The organism is Paraburkholderia acidicola (assembly GCF_002362315.1).
GTDB classification, from domain to species: Bacteria; Pseudomonadota; Gammaproteobacteria; order Burkholderiales; family Burkholderiaceae; genus Paraburkholderia; species Paraburkholderia acidicola.
This window is the reverse complement of sequence record NZ_MTZV01000003.1, coordinates 341508-356142: the sequence shown is the minus strand read 5'-3', so window position 1 is coordinate 356142 and position 14635 is coordinate 341508. Positions and strand designations below refer to the sequence as shown.

Genomic DNA, 14635 nt, shown 5'->3' with positions numbered 1-14635 from the left:
CGATCATGACCGAGCTTTACATCGACGGCGAATGGACCGCCGGCACAGGACAGGTATTCGCCTCGCGCAACCCGGGCACGGGCGCGACCGTGTGGGAAGGCGCGAGCGCATCGGCAGATGACGTCGATCGCGCAGTGCGCAGCGCTCGCCGCGCGTTCGCGGCATGGTCCGCACAGTCGCTCGACGAGCGCTGCGCGATCGTGCGCCGCTTTGCCGCGCTGCTCACCGAACGCAAGGAAGCGATCGCGGTGGCGATCGGACGTGAAACCGGCAAGCCGCTGTGGGAAGCGCGCACGGAAGTCGCATCGATGGCGGCCAAGGTCGAGATCTCGATTCAGGCGTACAACGAGCGCACCGGCGAGAAGCGCGCGCCGATGGCCGACGGTGTCGCGGTACTGCGTCATCGTCCGCATGGTGTCGTTGCGGTGTTCGGGCCGTATAACTTTCCAGGCCATCTGCCGAACGGGCACATCGTCCCGGCGTTGATCGCGGGTAATGCGGTTGTGTTCAAGCCGTCCGAGCTGGCGCCGGGTGTTGCACGCGCAACCGTCGAAACCTGGCGCGATGCTGGTTTGCCCGCGGGTGTGCTGAACCTCGTGCAAGGCGAGAAGGATACTGGCATTGCGCTGGCGAATCATCGGCAGATCGATGGTCTGTTTTTCACCGGTAGCTCGGATACCGGCACGTTGTTGCACAGGCAGTTCGGCGGTCGTCCGGAAATCGTGCTTGCGCTCGAGATGGGTGGCAACAATCCGCTCGTCGTTGCGCCGGTGGCCGATCTCGATGCGGCCGTGCATCACACGATTCAATCGGCGTTTCTGTCGGCGGGGCAGCGCTGCACGTGTGCGCGGCGTCTGCTGGTGCCCGACGATGCATTCGGCGAGCGCTTCATCGCGCGCCTGGTCGAAGTGACGGCGCGGATCGCGGTTGGCGAATACGATGCCGATCCGCAGCCGTTCATGGGTGCGGTGATTTCCGCACGCGCAGCGGCGCGGCTCGTCGATGCGCAGGCGAGCCTCGTGGCCGCCGGTGCGAAGCCGCTGCTGTCGATGCAGCAACGCGAACCGCAACTGGGCTTCGTCACGCCGGGCATCCTCGATGTGAGCGGACTGACGGGGTTGCCCGACGAAGAACACTTCGGGCCACTCTTGCAGATCGCGCGCTACCGCACCTTCGACGAAGCGATTGAACGCGCGAACGACACCGGCTTCGGTCTGTCGGCGGGCCTGCTGGCCGACGACGAAGCACTGTGGACGCAATTCCAGCACACGGTGCGCGCCGGTATCGTCAACTGGAATCGTCCGACCAACGGTGCTTCGTCGGCGGCTCCATTCGGCGGCACGGGCCGCTCGGGCAACCACCAGCCGAGCGCGTATTACGCCGCCGACTATTGCGCCTATCCGATGGCGTCGGTCGAAAGCGCGCAACTGCAGATGCCCGCGAGTGTCTCGCCGGGCCTTCACTTCTGAGCGGGGAAACGACCATGCAAGCCACGGAAGCCAACTTCGACGGACTTGTCGGCCCGACGCACAACTACGCGGGGCTGTCGTTCGGCAACGTCGCGTCGCTGAGCAACGAGAAATCCGCCGCAAACCCCAAGGCCGCTGCAAAACAGGGGCTGCGCAAGATGAAGCAGCTTGCGGATCTCGGTTTTCGCCAGGGCGTGTTGCCCCCGCAGGAACGCCCATCGATGCGGCTGTTGCGCGAACTCGGCTTCTCCGGCGACGACGCGACCGTGATCGCGCGCGTTGCGAAGGACGCGCCCGAGTTGCTCGCCGCGGCGAGTTCGGCATCGGCGATGTGGACCGCGAACGCGGCGACCGTGAGCCCGTCGGCGGATACGCACGATGGTCGCGTACATTTCACGCCCGCGAATCTGTGCAGCAAGCTGCATCGCGCGATCGAACACGAATCGACGCGCCGCACACTGCGCGCGATCTTCGCGGACCCCGCGCGCTTCGCGGTGCATGAAGCGTTACCGGGCACGCCGGCGCTCGGCGACGAAGGCGCGGCGAACCATACGCGCTTTAGCGCGGAGTACGGCACGCGCGGCGTCGAGTTCTTCGTCTACGGACGCAGCGAATACCGGCGTGGGCCGGAGCCGAAGCTTTACCCGGCGCGGCAAACTTTCGAAGCGAGTCGCGCGGTTGCGCAACGCCACGGGCTCACCGAAGCAACGACCGTCTATGCGCAGCAAAACCCCGACGTGATCGACGCGGGCGTGTTCCATAACGACGTGATCGCAGTCGGTAATCGTCATACGTTGTTCTGTCATCAGCTTGCATTTGTCGAGCAGAACGCGGTGTACGACGAACTACGCACGAAGCTCACGAAACTCGGCGCACCTTTCGACGTGATCGAAGTGCCGGATGCGCAGGTCAGCGTTGCCGACGCGGTGTCGTCGTATCTGTTCAACAGCCAGCTGCTGACGTGTCCCGATGGTCGCCAGGTCTTGGTCGTGCCGCAGGAATGCCGCGAGAACGTTCGCGTGGCGGCGTGGCTCGATGGACTGGCAGGACGTGGTGGTCCGATCGATGACGTGCTCGTGTTCGATCTGCGCGAAAGCATGAAGAACGGCGGTGGTCCGGCGTGTCTGCGGTTGCGCGTCGTGTTGAACGAAGCGGAGCGTGCCGCGGTGGCGCCAGGTGTGTGGATCGACGACACGCTGTTTGGCCGGCTCGATGGCTGGATCGAGAAGCACTATCGCGATCGCCTCGCACCGTCCGATCTCACCGATCCGCAGTTGCTGCGCGAGTCACGCACCGCACTCGATGAACTGACGCAGATTCTCGGCCTGGGCTCGCTGTATGACTTCCAGCGTTGAACCTGGCGCGAGCACGATGCTCGCTGATTTTCTCGCGTGGACACTGGCGGGTGAACGTCTGCAGGAAGGACACACGCAAGGTGTGTGCGCGAACGGTGTGCGCTGGACGTGGCTCGATGAAGGTGTGTTGCAGTTCGAGCCCGATGTGCCGCCGGGCGCATGCAGCGTGCTGGCTTCGGCGGGGGTGCATGGCGACGAAACGGCACCGATCGAACTGCTGTCGCGCCTTGTAGCCGATATCGCCGAAGGGCGCGCAACGCTCACGTGCCGCCTGCTCGTGATACTCGGCAACGTCGCGGCGATGCGCGCGTCGTGCCGGTATCTGGATGACGATCTGAACCGTTTGTTCAGCGGACGCCATGCGCAGTTGCCGGATAGTCGCGAGACACCGCGTGCGGTTGCGCTCGAACGTGCGGCGGTGCAGTTCTTTGGTGCAGCGGCTGCAACGGAAGCATCCTCAACCCGCTGGCACATCGACTTGCACACGGCAATCCGCGCATCGGTGTTCGAGCGGTTCGCGCTGCTGCCATACACCGGTGCGCCGCTCTCGCGCACGATGTTCGAGTGGCTGGGCGAAGCGCAGATCGCCGCCGTCCTGCTGCATACGACAAAGGCCAACACCTACTCGCACTTCACCGCCGAGTATTGCGGCGCGCAGGCATGCACGCTCGAACTGGGCAAGGTGCGGCCGTTTGGTCAGAACGATTTGACGCGTTTCGCCGGGGCGGATCATGCACTGCGCCAGTTACTCGCAGGCCCCGGACACACCGCAAGCGAGCACGCGCCGCTGCCACGCGTCTTCACGGTAATCGACCAGATCACAAAGCAGAGCGACGCATTCGAACTACTGGTCGCCGCCGACGTGCCGAACTTCACGCCGTTCGCGAAAGACACGCTGCTCGCACGCGACGCCGATTATCGCTACATCGTGCGGCACGACGAGGAGCGCATCGTGTTTCCGAATCCGACCGTGAAGCCCGGTTTGCGCGCCGGCCTGCTGGTGATCGAAACGACGCGCGAAACCCTCGCCGCACTCGCCTGAGCCTGCCTGTCAGGCTTAGGTTTATGTTTAGGCTCAGGCAGCCTTCACCAGACCTTCCGCGATCAACGCCTCGCGCACCTTCGGCCGGGCGGCGACCCGCGCCTGATACGCCTGCAGATGCGGATACGCGGACAGATCGACCTTCAGCATCGGCGCCCAGTTGACGATCGTGAACGCGTACGCATCGGCGACCGTGAACGACCCGGTCAGGTAGTCGCGATCGGCGAGCACCTGGTCGAGTTCCGAGAAACGCGCGGCGAGCTTCGCAAGGCACGCTGCCTTGGTCGATTCGGCGGTATCCGCGTGCCATAGCCACGGGCTGAACGTCTTATGCAGTTCCGAGCTGATGAAGGTCAACCATTCGAGCACCGCGAGCCGCGCCGCCGAGCCAACCGGCGGAATCAACGCGTGCTGCGCATCGAGGTCGCCGACGTATTGCAGCAGCGCGGCGCCTTCCACATGCCGCGTGCCGTCGTCGAATTCGAGCAACGGCACATAGCCGCGCGGCGAGATCGCGTAGTAGTCTTCGCCGCTCGCGAGTTTGTGCTGCGCGAGATTGACCTTGATGCCCTGGAAGTCGACGTCCGCTTCGCGCAGTGCGATGTGGACTGCGAGCGAACAGGCGCCGGGAGAGAAGTAGAGTTTCATGCAGAAATCCTTGGCTTGAGGGTGAGTGACTGCGGAGCACGTAAGCGTGTCCGGTTGCACGGCTCGTCGGCCGACAAGTCGATGTGGTAAAAGTAGCACCGGTTCGACTCGCGGACAAACAGGCGGATTGCCAAACCATGCGTGCAAAAACGCAATACGAACTGACACCGGCGGACACCCAGACGATACTCGCACTGGTCCGGGCCGGCACACTCGCCGAAGCGGCGCTGCGGCTCGGCATCGATGCATCGACGATGTTCCGCGCGGTGCAGCGCATCGAGCGCGGGCTCGCTCAGCGGTTGTTTGAACGCTCGCGGACCGGCTATCGGGCCACACCGCTTGGCCTGCAACTCGCGCGGCACGCCGAACGTATCGAGAGCGAACTGACGGCTGCACGTTCGAGCGTGCAGGCGAGCAATCACCGCGTCTCCGGATCGGTACACGTCACCACCACCGACACCGTCCTGTACGGCCTCGTGCTACCTGCACTGCGCGATTTCGCGGCGCTGCATCCGGCGCTGTCGTTCGAACTGACCGCGAATAACTCGCTGGCGAGCCTCACGAAGCGCGATGCGGACATCGCTGTACGCGCGACGCAACGTGCGCCCGAGCATCTGGTGGGCAAGAAAGTCGGACCGCTGCGCATTGCGGCGTTCGCCGCGAAATCGAGCGGTATTCACGCGGGGGATCTCGAGACGCTCACGCGTTGCGACTGGGTCGCACCCGACAGCTCGCTCGGCGACCATCCTTCGGTGCTGTGGCGCAAGCGCCATTGCCCGGGCGTGCAGCCGCGCTACCGGACCAACAGCGTGATGGCGGTGCTGGAGATCGTCGCGCGCGGTTTCGGCGTCGGCATCCTGCCGGTGTTACTGGCCCGCGGCCGCGACGATCTCGTGCAACTGACGCCACCGCTCGATGAAGCCGAATCGCAGATCTGGGTGCTGGCGCATCCCGAGTCGCGCCACTTGCCACATGTTGCCGCGGTGTTCACGCATCTCGCTACGTGGCTCGCACACGATGTCGCCGACGGCGGCGGGCGCTAACGCATCGTATCGCGGCGTCTTGCCTCGCTATCCTTGCCCGCACGCGACACGAAATTGCGGATTCGCTGCGTCCATCGTCGCCATGTCAAAACCCTCCTGGTCACGCGTCCTCGCCAGGCTCGCGGGTGCAGGCCCTGTACAATCGCGCGTTCGCGACTGCTGCGGCGCATCACGCCGATCGACCGCATTTGAAGCGATACGCCGGTGCTGCGATCCTGTGCGGCCCGGCTCGATCCTGTTTTGGTTTGACTGAAATCCCTCCTGGAATACCCATGATGAACATGAACTGGCGAAACCTCGCCGCACTCGCGATGTTCGCCGCGGCAACGACAGCAGCAGGCAGCGCATCGGCAAGCGATCTCAAGGAAATCCGTTTCGGTGTCGAAGCGTCCTACGCGCCGTTCGAATCGAAGTCGCCGACCGGCGAACTGCAAGGCTTCGATATCGACATCGGCAATGCGGTCTGCGCGAAGCTGAAAGTGAAATGCGTGTGGGTTGAAAATGCGTTCGACGGCTTGATTCCTGCGTTGCAGGCGCGCAAGTTCAACGCGATCAACTCCGACATGACGATCACCGAACAACGCCGCCAGGCCATCGATTTCACCGACCCGATCTACGTCATCCCCAACCAGATGATCGCGAAGAAGGGCAGTGGGCTGCTGCCGACGCCGGCCTCGCTGAAGGGCAAACACGTGGGCGTGCTGCAGGGCACGATTCAGGAAGCCTATGCGAAGGCGCGCTGGGCGCCGGCCGGCGTGGACGTCGTGCCGTACCAGACGCAGGACCAGATTTATCAGGATCTCGCGTCGGGTCGTCTCGACGCGGCGTTCCAGGACGCGGAAGCGGCATCGAAGGGCTTCCTGAAGCGTCCGCAGGGTGCGGGCTATGAATTCGCGGGACCGCCGGTCAGCGACGAGAAGCTGCTCGGCGCCGGGGTGGGTTTTGGCGTGCGTAAGGGCGACAAGGCGCTGAAGGATGCGCTCAATCAGGCGCTGAAGGATCTGAAGACGGACGGCAGTATCGATCGTTTCGCTGCGAAGTACTTCGACGTGAAGGTCGTGTTGAAGTAAATCGCTGGTCGACATGTGCCTGTCACACGATGGCAGGCGCATGAACAGCATCCCCCGAAGTGTTTGACCACTGGCCGCCGCGAAGCGGCCAGTGGCGTTTTTGCGTGCCCATACGCGTGGCGCGATCTCGTACATATCCATGCCCCGTGCGGCGCTCTGCGCTAGAATCGCCGGGCGCCCGGAAAGTTGCTGGAAGCCTTTGTCAGCATTCGCAACCGGTTCGGACGCCCACACACAAGCAAAGACCAAAGCAGGCCGAAGCGCGCCGCGCTTCGCCAGGGGACTGGAATGAATACGATCGCGGCCGAAGATCCGCGCCGCCAGGCCGTGCCGGGCATGACGGGCAGTATCGAAGAGCAGGTTTATTTTGCGCGTCAGCCATTGCTCGATCGCGATGCGATGCTGTGCGGTTACGAACTGAAAGCCCGTGCGGCACAGCCCGGTGACGCCGATCCTCACACCACTGCCACCCCCGTACCGGACCGGCTCATCGGCGTGCACCCGGTCGTGCGTGCCGCGATCCAGCCGGCCGTGCGCGCTGCGCTCGTCGGGCACATCGGCTACCTCGATGTCACGCGCGAGATGCTGTTCGACGAATCGTTCGCCATGCTTCCCGCCGAGCGCTTTCTCCTCGAACTGCCACCCGATATCACCGTAGACCATCAACTGATCGCGCGCATCGTCACGCTGCATGCGCGGCGCTACCGCTTTGTGCTCGATGCGGTTGTGCAGGCCGATCATACGTTCGCGCAACTGCTGCCTTATGCCGAAGCCGTCAAGATCGATTTCACCGGCATCGCGCAGGCGATACTGCCGAAGCTTGTGAGCGCGCTGAAGTCAGCGGGCAAGATTTTGATCGCATCGGGTATCGATACGCAGACCGATTTCGAAGCGGCGTTCAAACTGGATTTCGACCGTTTTCAGGGTTATTTCTTTGCACGTCCGCAGGCTTCGTCGGCGCGGCGTGTCAGCGCACCGCGCCACGCGTTGCTCAATCTGCTGCATCTGCTCGGCTCGGAGCCGACCGTCGCGCAGCTCGAAACCGAACTGAAGCTGAACCCGGTACTGGTGATGCATCTGATGCGGCTTGCCAACGCGAGCAGTCTCGCTAGCGGTCGCAAGGTGACGACGCTGCGCGACGCGATCAATGCGACCGGCACCGACCGCATCGCGCGATGGACGCAATTGCTGCTTTACGCGGACGGTCGCAAGGTCGCACTCGAAAACGATCCGCTGCTGCAGCTTGCGGCGACGCGCGCGCGGTTCATGGAACTCGCGATTACGCATCTGCCGGCCGCGGGTCGCGATGAAGCGGATGCGGCGTTTCTGACAGGCGTGTTTTCGTTTGTCGATGCGGTGTTTGGTGGCTCGCTCGAAGGGACGCTTAACGTGCTGACGTTGGCGCGACCGATCCGTGCGGCGATCCTGACGCGCGATGGCGTGCTGGGCACGCTGCTGTCGGCGATCGAAGCGCTCGAGCGCGGTGCGTGGGCGGAACTCGATGCGCTCTGTGTGCAGCTTGCACCATTGACGGCTGCGCGGATCGCGGCCTTTGCGCTTGAGGCGGCTGCGTGGGCTGGGGTGGCGGATCGCAATGCGGAAGCGTCGGGGCTGGAGCGATTCGAAGACTGAGCGGCGATTGTGTGCCGATTGAACTGCGACAGTGACGGTGCATCACTTCAGCGCCTCATTTCAGCACCTCACGTAGACGCGTACACAATCGCATTGCTTCGTCAGCGGAAGCGATGTTGGTGAAGCCCAGCAAGAGCCCCTTATCGCTATGGTTATGGCCACGCCGCGCGGCATAACGACCCGATAGCGACTGAGCATTCAACCCAGCTTGCTGCGCACGTCGCGCGAGTTCGCGATCGCCCACACGCGATGTGAAGCGCGCGATCAGATGCATACCGCCGCTCGTCAGATCGACGCGAACCTTTTCACCGAACACCGCTGCAAGTGCGGCCACGAGCATCGCCCGGCGCCGCGCATACAGGAGCCGCGTCTTCTTCAGATGCCGCGAGAAATGACTCGCCGACATGAAATCGGCAACGGTGGCCTGGGTGATCTGCGGGCAACCGTTCGACCACGTTCGCGCGGCCTCGATGCACGTATCGACGAGCCGTTCCGGTACCACGAGATAGCCGAGCGCGAGACCGGGGTAGAGCGTCTTCGAAAAACTGCCTGCATAGATCACGCGATCGTGCGCGTCGAGAGACTTCAGCGCGGGCAGCGGTGCACCGCTGTAGCGATACTCGCCGTCGTAATCGTCCTCGACGATCCACGCGTTTGTACGCGACGCCCAGTCGAGCAACTGCAAACGCCGCGGCAGCGTTAGCGACACGCCAAGTGGCGCCTGATGCGATGGCGTGACGACGGCCATACGCGCCTTCGGTGCGTGACGGATACCGTGCGCGACGAGCATTCCTTCGCTATCGACGGGTATCGCGACGGGGCGGTTGCCCGCGTGTTCGAGCACATCACGCGTGGGTGGGTAGCCCGGATCCTCGGTCCAGACGCGATCGCCCGGTTTCAGCAGAGTCCGCACGACGAATGCCAGCGACGCCCGGTAACCCGCCGTCACGAACACCTGTTCTGGCCTGCATGCAATGCCGCGCGACACGAGCAGATAAGTGGCGATTGCCTGACGTAGCGGGCCGTAGCCGCACGGGTCGCCGTAGAACATATCGGCGGTGGAGGTCATGCGCAGTCGGCGTGCGGCAAGGCGCGTCCATTGCTTGCGCGGGAATGCATCGAGGGCAGGGGTGCCGAGCTGGAACGGTGGCGGCGCAGTGCCCTGCGGCAATGCGTTAGGGAGGGCACTTGAATGCTTGCGCGAGTGCCGGTCAACCGTACGCGGTCCCGCTGCGCGCGACACCGGCGGCGGAAGATGCGCGGAGACGACGGTACCGGCCTGGCCGCGCGCGACCAGATAGCCTTCGCCGGTCAGCTGCTGGTAGGCGGCCTCGACGGTGCTACGCGCCACACCGAGTTCGCTCGCGAGCGCGCGGGCCGACGCGACGCGGTTGCCGGGTTGCAGCATGCGCTGCTCGATCGCGCTACGCATGCGTTCGTAGATCTGCCGGTGCAGCGGCACGCGCTGGCCGCGATCGAGCTGGAGGGCATCGAGGTAACTGTGCTCTGCATTCATGGCCTGATCATTTTCTCCATTCTTGGATCTTTTCCACAGGGCATCGTAACGCTACGCTGATGGACATGAACAGGAAAAATAGCGAAGGAGAAGCACCATGACAACGACGACAACAAGCAAAAGCGGCGAGCGGATCTTTCTGGCTGGCGCGACCGGTGTCATCGGCCGGGCGCTGGTGCCGCTGCTGACGCGTGTGGGCTATACGGTGTACGGCAGCACGCGGCGCGCGGAACGATCGGCGGTGCTCGATGCACTCGGCGCGATTCCCGTCGTCGTCGATGTATTCGACGCGGCGGCGTTGCGCGCGGCAGTGCAGCGCGTCGCGCCGACCGTCGTGATTCATCAACTGACCGATTTACCGGCCGGCCTCGACCCGAAACAGATGGCCGATGCCGCGGTCCGCAATGCGCGCATACGCAGCGAAGGCACGCGCAATCTGGTCGACGCGGCGTTGGCCGCCGGCTGCGCACGCATGGTCGCGCAGAGCATTGCATGGGCTTATGCGCCTGGTCCGCAGCCTTACACCGAAGCGCAGCCGCTCGATCTCGAGGCGCAAGGCGCGCGTAGCGTGAGCGTCGTCGGTGTGGCGGCGCTCGAACGGTGTGTGCTCGATACGCCCGGACTGCACGGTGCGGTGCTGCGCTACGGGCAGTTGTACGGGCCGGGCACCGGTGCGGCGAGCGCGACTGGCGCGAGCCCGGTGCATGTAGAAGCGGCTGCATGGGCGGCGCTGCTGGCCGTGCAACATGCGGCGCACGGTGCGTTCAATGTGACTGAAGACAATGATGTGGTCAGCAATGCGCGTGTACGGCGCGAACTGGGTTGGGAACCTGGTCTGCGTCTGTCGACGGAGGCGATGTAATGAGCACCGCGTGCTCGGTGATGCCCCGTCGCGTTGCATGGCCGCGCGTGGCGACCGTGGCGCTGGTGCTGATGCCGTTGGTCGTGTCGCTCCGGCATGCCGGCAGCGGGGCGGGTTCCGTCGAACAGTGGCTGCAGGATATCTGCAGTGCAGCGGATCAGCCGATGTTTTCGAGTGCGCCTGCGCAACCCGGTGCGGCCAGCCGGCCGGTTACGCAGGTCAAGGTGCTGTCGTGTGAACCGTTGCCGGATGTGCCCGGCAAGTCTGTGACGACGGCGGTGGTCGATTTTCCGCCGCTGGCGTTGTCGGGCCCGCATCGGCATCCGGGATCGGTGACGGCGTTCGTGCTGGAGGGGACGGTGCGTTCGCAGATGGAAGGTACGCCCGCGATCGATTACCGCAGTGGTGCGACATGGTTCGAACCGCCGCGCGCGTTGCACCTGCTGGCGGAGAATCCGGATCCGGTGCGGCCGGCGAAGCTGCTGGCCGTGTTCGTGACGGATCGGGATTGCGGGCCGTTGGTGATTCCGGAGCCGCAGTAACGGTCTTACAAACGCGTAGAGGGGATTGTCGCGTCATCGAGCGAGAGCGGCCATTCGGTTGTGGCCAGCTGGGCGCTTTTGTTTATGGCCCATCCCAAGACGGTTCATCCGAATGGGTCAATGCGGCGTTCGCCGGGCCTGTTGCAGGCGGCGCTCCCGGCTCGTCGAAATGGCATTCGAAGAAAACCCAGGCGGTTCATGAAAAACACCCCAAAGGTTGGATCAACGTCCAACGTTTGGGGTGCAATTTACTGGCAGGGCTTTTCTTTGCCCGGGTAATGAGTCCACTACCCCGGGCTTCTGAACCTGCGATTAGAAGCCGTGGTACATGCCGATGTTGACTTGAACCTGGTTACCGCCCGATGCGGTGTTGCCGAAGTCAGCAGCCGAGGCCTGAGCGCCCTGAGCATGGACGTAGGCACCCATGGTGTAGATCGAGGTGCTCTTCGACAGAGCGTACGAAGCACCCAGCGACACCTGGTTGATCGAAGCCATCGTGCGGCCCTGGGCAGCTTGCGTAGGCGTGGCTGCCGAACCGTATACATACGTGTACCCGGTAGCCAGCGACAGCGCCGGGGTGACCTGGTATTGCAGAAGGGCGCCCAGCACGTTGAAGTGGATCGACGGCTGGCCATTGTTGCCCTGGTACTGGGCGTTCGAGTACCGCAGGCCAGCCGTGTACGGCCCCACCTGGTACTGGGTAGCGATTTGAGCAATGCCCGCGCTCTTGAACGCATTGCCGCCGTAGTAACCCGAACTCGGATAGCCCAGCGCACCGCCGAACGACGGTTGTGCCGTGGCGTTCACCCAGCCGTTCTCACCCTGGTTTGTAGCGCGGAAGTAGCCGCCAGCGACCGTCAGACCACCTTGAACGTAGTCCGCAGCAGCCGACCACGATTGACCCGAACCCGTGGCACCGGCAACGCCGCCGAACGAGTACGCGCCTTCAGCCTGGAAGCCGTAGAAGGTTGGCGAAATGTACTTCACAGCGTTGTTCTGGTTCGTCGTGTTGTCATTGTTGTCCACGTCGCCCGGGGTCGAGAATGCCGACGCCGAAATGGCGTCGCCCGTCAGGCCCTGAACCATCTCCGTCACGGCATCGAGCTGACGACCCAGACGCACGGTACCGTACTGGTCCGAAGCGAGGCCGACGTAAGCCTGGCGGTTGAACTGCGAACGTGAGGTGCCGATCGGGCCCTGGCCGCCGATGCCGCCCGTCGCAATGTTGAAGCCATTTTCGAGCCTGAAGACTGCCTTGAGGCCGCCACCGAGGTCTTCTTGACCCTTGATACCCCACTTGTTCGAACCTGAGGCGCCGCCATCGAGGCTGAACTTGTTGTGGCCACCGACGTTCGAGGTGTAGCCAATACCTGCGTCGAGCATGCCATACAGGGTGACCGACGACTGCGCCATTACTGCCGGGGATACTGCGACAGCGGCAACAGCGATAACGCTTGCCTTGATTTTGCTGTTTTTCATTCGTATTTGAGTGACCAGGAGTAGTTTTCGGATGGATTTATTTATTGCTGTGCGCGGGAGGATAAGGCACCTCCTTTAACTCAAGGAATAAAAATAAACTACTGTCGTAAAAACGTAACACAAGGCGTAATGCGGTGTGGCGGGTGATCGATGGATTATTCCGTATTTGCAATCCGGATTATCCCTTGGCAGCAATGAGGTCCGCCGGGACTGCCGCTGTCGTAGATGCCATCTCCCCTGGCGATGCAAGAAGCAACATGATCGTCGCACCTTCGTTTAGCTTTCCGGCAAACGATAACTTCATGCTATCCATAGCCTCTGCCACACTGACGGGGCTATTGAACATGCCGATTGCATATACGGCACTGCTGGATATGAGAAACGTAAAACCAGCAACGAGTGTGGCGCAAGTCGTGAACTCGTTCATGTTGGTTTCACCGATACTCGAAGGAGAAAGCCAGGTTCACTTTGAATCGGCAAAGGGTACTTGTGTTGTCATGGATGTGAGTATATGATTCGTATACGTTTCATATACTGAGAGTGACATGGGCATTGTAAATATCGACGACGATCTGCACGATCAGGTGCGCAAGGCGAGCGTAGTGTCGTGCCGGTCAATCAACGCGCAAGCGGCTTTCTGGATCAAGATTGGCATGTTGTGCGAGATGAATCCGACGCAGAGTTTCAATGAAATCGTGGCTCGCGAACTGCGCGCCGCGGGGGTGATGGAGGAAGCCATCAAGGTGGCTTCAGCATGACGAAGCGCCCAGAAGAAATCGCACTGCTCGCTGAGTCAGGCAAGTTGCTGGCGGATGTGTTCGGCTATCTGGATGGAATGAGCCTGATCGGTATGTCGACCATGCAGGTCAATGACCTGGTCGATAGTTTCATCGTTAGCGAACTCAACGCGCGCCCGGCAAGCAAAGGCCAGTACGGCTATGCCTACGCGCTTAACTCTTCCCGCAATAACGTGGTTTGCCACGGTGTTCCGTCCATTGCCGAGATCCTGCAAAGTGGAGACATCGTTAACTTCGACATCACGTTAGAGAAAAACGGGTATATCGCGGATTCAAGCAAAACATACCTTGTTGGCGAGGTATCGCCGCTGGCCGAACGGCTCGTGCAAGTGACCTACGAAGCGATGTGGAAGGGCATCAAGGCCGTTCGTCCCGGTGCAAGACTTGGCGATGTGGGCCATGCGATCGAACGGCACGCCCGGAGAAACGGCTATTCGGTCGTCAGAGAATATTGCGGGCATGGCATCGGGCGTGAAATGCACGAAGATCCTCAGGTGTTGCACTGGGGAAAGCCGCGAACAGGTCTGACGCTGCAGGAAGGCATGGTGTTCACGATCGAGCCGATGCTCAACCAGGGGCGACCTACCGTGCGAACCGAAGACGATGGCTGGACTGTCGTCACGCGCGATGGGCAACTGTCCGCGCAATTCGAGCACACGGTCGCCGTGACGCACAACGGTGTACGGGTGTTGACATTGCGCGCCGGGGAAAAGATGTTGAGCTGACGGTCAGGCGGGCAGGGTATAGCGATCGTTACGCCGTTTTTGCCGCTGTCACCGTTACTTCGACAAGCCATCCAGGTTCGACTAGTCCAACGACTTGCGAGCGAGTGCGAGTGGGTAAATTGGGTTGCGTTTTAGAACCGAAATACTCCAGATAGACACTCGAAAATCCTTCGTAATCGGGTTTGCCGTTGTTCGCCGGATCACCCACGAAGATCGCCTGCACAGCAACGACATCGCCCAATGCGTAGCCTTTGCTACCGAGGATATGGCTGATCTGATCCAGGACGCTTTTCGTTTGGGCTCGTGTGTCGCCAAACTGGGCAATGGTGTGCGGTTCGGCATCCGGGTTCGACGGCAATGCACCGACGCCGCTCAACACGATATATTTCGCGCCGGCGGGAATTTCGATCGCTTCCGAAAATTCTCTCGCCCACGCTTCCGTCATGGCGCCAGGG

15 protein-coding genes are annotated in these 14635 nt (G+C 62.5%); 11 read left to right on the top strand and 4 right to left on the bottom strand.

Going from position 1 to position 14635, the window contains the following annotated elements; genetic code table 11:
• The first annotated feature begins 5 nt into the window (after positions 1 to 5).
• From astD to astE, 3 genes are read left to right on the top strand one after another with little or no spacing between them, the layout of a single operon-like run.
• Positions 6 to 1469, top strand: coding sequence for a succinylglutamate-semialdehyde dehydrogenase (astD, locus tag BWP39_RS09305; RefSeq protein ID WP_096719152.1), 1464 nt, complete (start codon positions 6 to 8; stop codon positions 1467 to 1469).
• 14 nt (positions 1470 to 1483) lie between these two features.
• Entirely contained in the window at positions 1484 to 2824 is a 1341-nt protein-coding gene (astB, locus tag BWP39_RS09300) for an N-succinylarginine dihydrolase (protein ID WP_096719150.1), read from the top strand.
• On the top strand, positions 2808 to 3866 hold the full coding sequence (gene astE / locus BWP39_RS09295) for a succinylglutamate desuccinylase (protein WP_096719148.1): 1059 nt from the start codon (positions 2808 to 2810) through the stop codon (positions 3864 to 3866). Before astB ends, astE begins: the two co-directional genes overlap by 17 nt.
• Before the next feature lie 33 nt (positions 3867 to 3899).
• On the opposite strand, the gene gstA is transcribed toward astE, so the two are convergent.
• Positions 3900 to 4514, bottom strand: a complete 615-nt coding sequence (gene gstA, locus BWP39_RS09290) for a glutathione transferase GstA (RefSeq protein WP_096719146.1) — start codon at positions 4512 to 4514, stop codon at positions 3900 to 3902.
• Positions 4515 to 4651: 137 nt separating this feature from the next.
• On the opposite strand from gstA, the gene BWP39_RS09285 reads away from it, so the two are divergent.
• From BWP39_RS09285 to BWP39_RS09275, 3 genes are all read left to right on the top strand, one after another.
• Positions 4652 to 5557 carry a LysR family transcriptional regulator gene (locus tag BWP39_RS09285; protein ID WP_096719144.1) on the top strand — a complete coding sequence of 302 codons (906 nt, stop codon included), beginning with the start codon at positions 4652 to 4654 and terminating at the stop codon, positions 5555 to 5557.
• 275 nt (positions 5558 to 5832) lie between these two features.
• Entirely contained in the window at positions 5833 to 6627 is a 795-nt protein-coding gene (locus BWP39_RS09280) for an ABC transporter substrate-binding protein (RefSeq protein WP_096719719.1), read from the top strand.
• A 288-nt stretch (positions 6628 to 6915) separates the two neighbouring features.
• The gene (locus BWP39_RS09275) at positions 6916 to 8259 is read left to right on the top strand and encodes an EAL and HDOD domain-containing protein (protein WP_096719142.1); all 1344 of its coding nucleotides are present in this window, start codon (positions 6916 to 6918) and stop codon (positions 8257 to 8259) included.
• Between the two features lie 55 nt (positions 8260 to 8314).
• On the opposite strand, the gene pdxR is transcribed toward BWP39_RS09275, so the two are convergent.
• Positions 8315 to 9775, bottom strand: coding sequence for a MocR-like pyridoxine biosynthesis transcription factor PdxR (gene pdxR, locus BWP39_RS09270; protein WP_096719139.1), 1461 nt, complete (start codon positions 9773 to 9775; stop codon positions 8315 to 8317).
• 97 nt (positions 9776 to 9872) lie between these two features.
• Here pdxR and BWP39_RS09265 point away from each other — a divergent pair, with 97 nt between their 5' ends.
• The gene (locus BWP39_RS09265; RefSeq protein ID WP_096719137.1) at positions 9873 to 10637 is read left to right on the top strand and encodes an NAD-dependent epimerase/dehydratase family protein; all 765 of its coding nucleotides are present in this window, start codon (positions 9873 to 9875) and stop codon (positions 10635 to 10637) included.
• Positions 10637 to 11179, top strand: coding sequence for a cupin domain-containing protein (locus BWP39_RS09260; RefSeq protein ID WP_407944783.1), 543 nt, complete (start codon positions 10637 to 10639; stop codon positions 11177 to 11179). The genes BWP39_RS09265 and BWP39_RS09260 overlap by 1 nt, the downstream gene beginning before the upstream one ends.
• A gap of 312 nt (positions 11180 to 11491) precedes the next feature.
• Here BWP39_RS09260 and BWP39_RS09255 read toward each other — a convergent pair whose 3' ends face one another.
• Positions 11492 to 12658 (bottom strand): porin, encoded by a 1167-nt coding sequence (locus BWP39_RS09255; protein WP_096719135.1) that lies wholly within the window; start codon positions 12656 to 12658, stop codon positions 11492 to 11494.
• Positions 12659 to 12792: 134 nt separating this feature from the next.
• On the opposite strand from BWP39_RS09255, the gene BWP39_RS31450 reads away from it, so the two are divergent.
• From BWP39_RS31450 to map, 3 genes are read left to right on the top strand one after another with little or no spacing between them, the layout of a single operon-like run.
• Positions 12793 to 13173 carry a hypothetical protein gene (locus BWP39_RS31450; protein WP_133116842.1) on the top strand — a complete coding sequence of 127 codons (381 nt, stop codon included), beginning with the start codon at positions 12793 to 12795 and terminating at the stop codon, positions 13171 to 13173.
• A 30-nt stretch (positions 13174 to 13203) separates the two neighbouring features.
• On the top strand, positions 13204 to 13416 hold the full coding sequence (locus BWP39_RS09245) for a ParD-like family protein (protein ID WP_096719131.1): 213 nt from the start codon (positions 13204 to 13206) through the stop codon (positions 13414 to 13416).
• A complete protein-coding gene (map, locus tag BWP39_RS09240; protein ID WP_096719129.1) occupies positions 13413 to 14180 on the top strand; it encodes a type I methionyl aminopeptidase in 768 nt (255 codons plus the stop codon). Before BWP39_RS09245 ends, map begins: the two co-directional genes overlap by 4 nt.
• 28 nt (positions 14181 to 14208) lie before the next feature.
• Here the strand turns inward: map and BWP39_RS09235 are convergent, their stop codons facing one another.
• A complete protein-coding gene (locus BWP39_RS09235) occupies positions 14209 to 14625 on the bottom strand; it encodes a RidA family protein (RefSeq protein WP_096719127.1) in 417 nt (138 codons plus the stop codon).
• Positions 14626 to 14635: the final 10 nt, after the last annotated feature.

Coding starts and splice junctions, on each gene's coding strand:
- astD (WP_096719152.1), top strand. CDS start 6: ATGACCGAGCTTTACATCGACGGCGAATGGACCGCCGGCACAGGACAG.
- BWP39_RS09285 (WP_096719144.1), top strand. CDS start 4,652: ATGCGTGCAAAAACGCAATACGAACTGACACCGGCGGACACCCAGACG.
- astE (WP_096719148.1), top strand. CDS start 2,808: ATGACTTCCAGCGTTGAACCTGGCGCGAGCACGATGCTCGCTGATTTT.
- BWP39_RS09280 (WP_096719719.1), top strand. CDS start 5,833: ATGAACATGAACTGGCGAAACCTCGCCGCACTCGCGATGTTCGCCGCG.
- astB (WP_096719150.1), top strand. CDS start 1,484: ATGCAAGCCACGGAAGCCAACTTCGACGGACTTGTCGGCCCGACGCAC.
- gstA (WP_096719146.1), bottom strand. CDS start 4,514: ATGAAACTCTACTTCTCTCCCGGCGCCTGTTCGCTCGCAGTCCACATC.
- BWP39_RS09265 (WP_096719137.1), top strand. CDS start 9,873: ATGACAACGACGACAACAAGCAAAAGCGGCGAGCGGATCTTTCTGGCT.
- map (WP_096719129.1), top strand. CDS start 13,413: ATGACGAAGCGCCCAGAAGAAATCGCACTGCTCGCTGAGTCAGGCAAG.
- BWP39_RS09235 (WP_096719127.1), bottom strand. CDS start 14,625: ATGACGGAAGCGTGGGCGAGAGAATTTTCGGAAGCGATCGAAATTCCC.
- BWP39_RS09260 (WP_407944783.1), top strand. CDS start 10,637: ATGAGCACCGCGTGCTCGGTGATGCCCCGTCGCGTTGCATGGCCGCGC.
- BWP39_RS09255 (WP_096719135.1), bottom strand. CDS start 12,658: ATGAAAAACAGCAAAATCAAGGCAAGCGTTATCGCTGTTGCCGCTGTC.
- BWP39_RS09245 (WP_096719131.1), top strand. CDS start 13,204: ATGGGCATTGTAAATATCGACGACGATCTGCACGATCAGGTGCGCAAG.
- pdxR (WP_096719139.1), bottom strand. CDS start 9,775: ATGAATGCAGAGCACAGTTACCTCGATGCCCTCCAGCTCGATCGCGGC.
- BWP39_RS09275 (WP_096719142.1), top strand. CDS start 6,916: ATGAATACGATCGCGGCCGAAGATCCGCGCCGCCAGGCCGTGCCGGGC.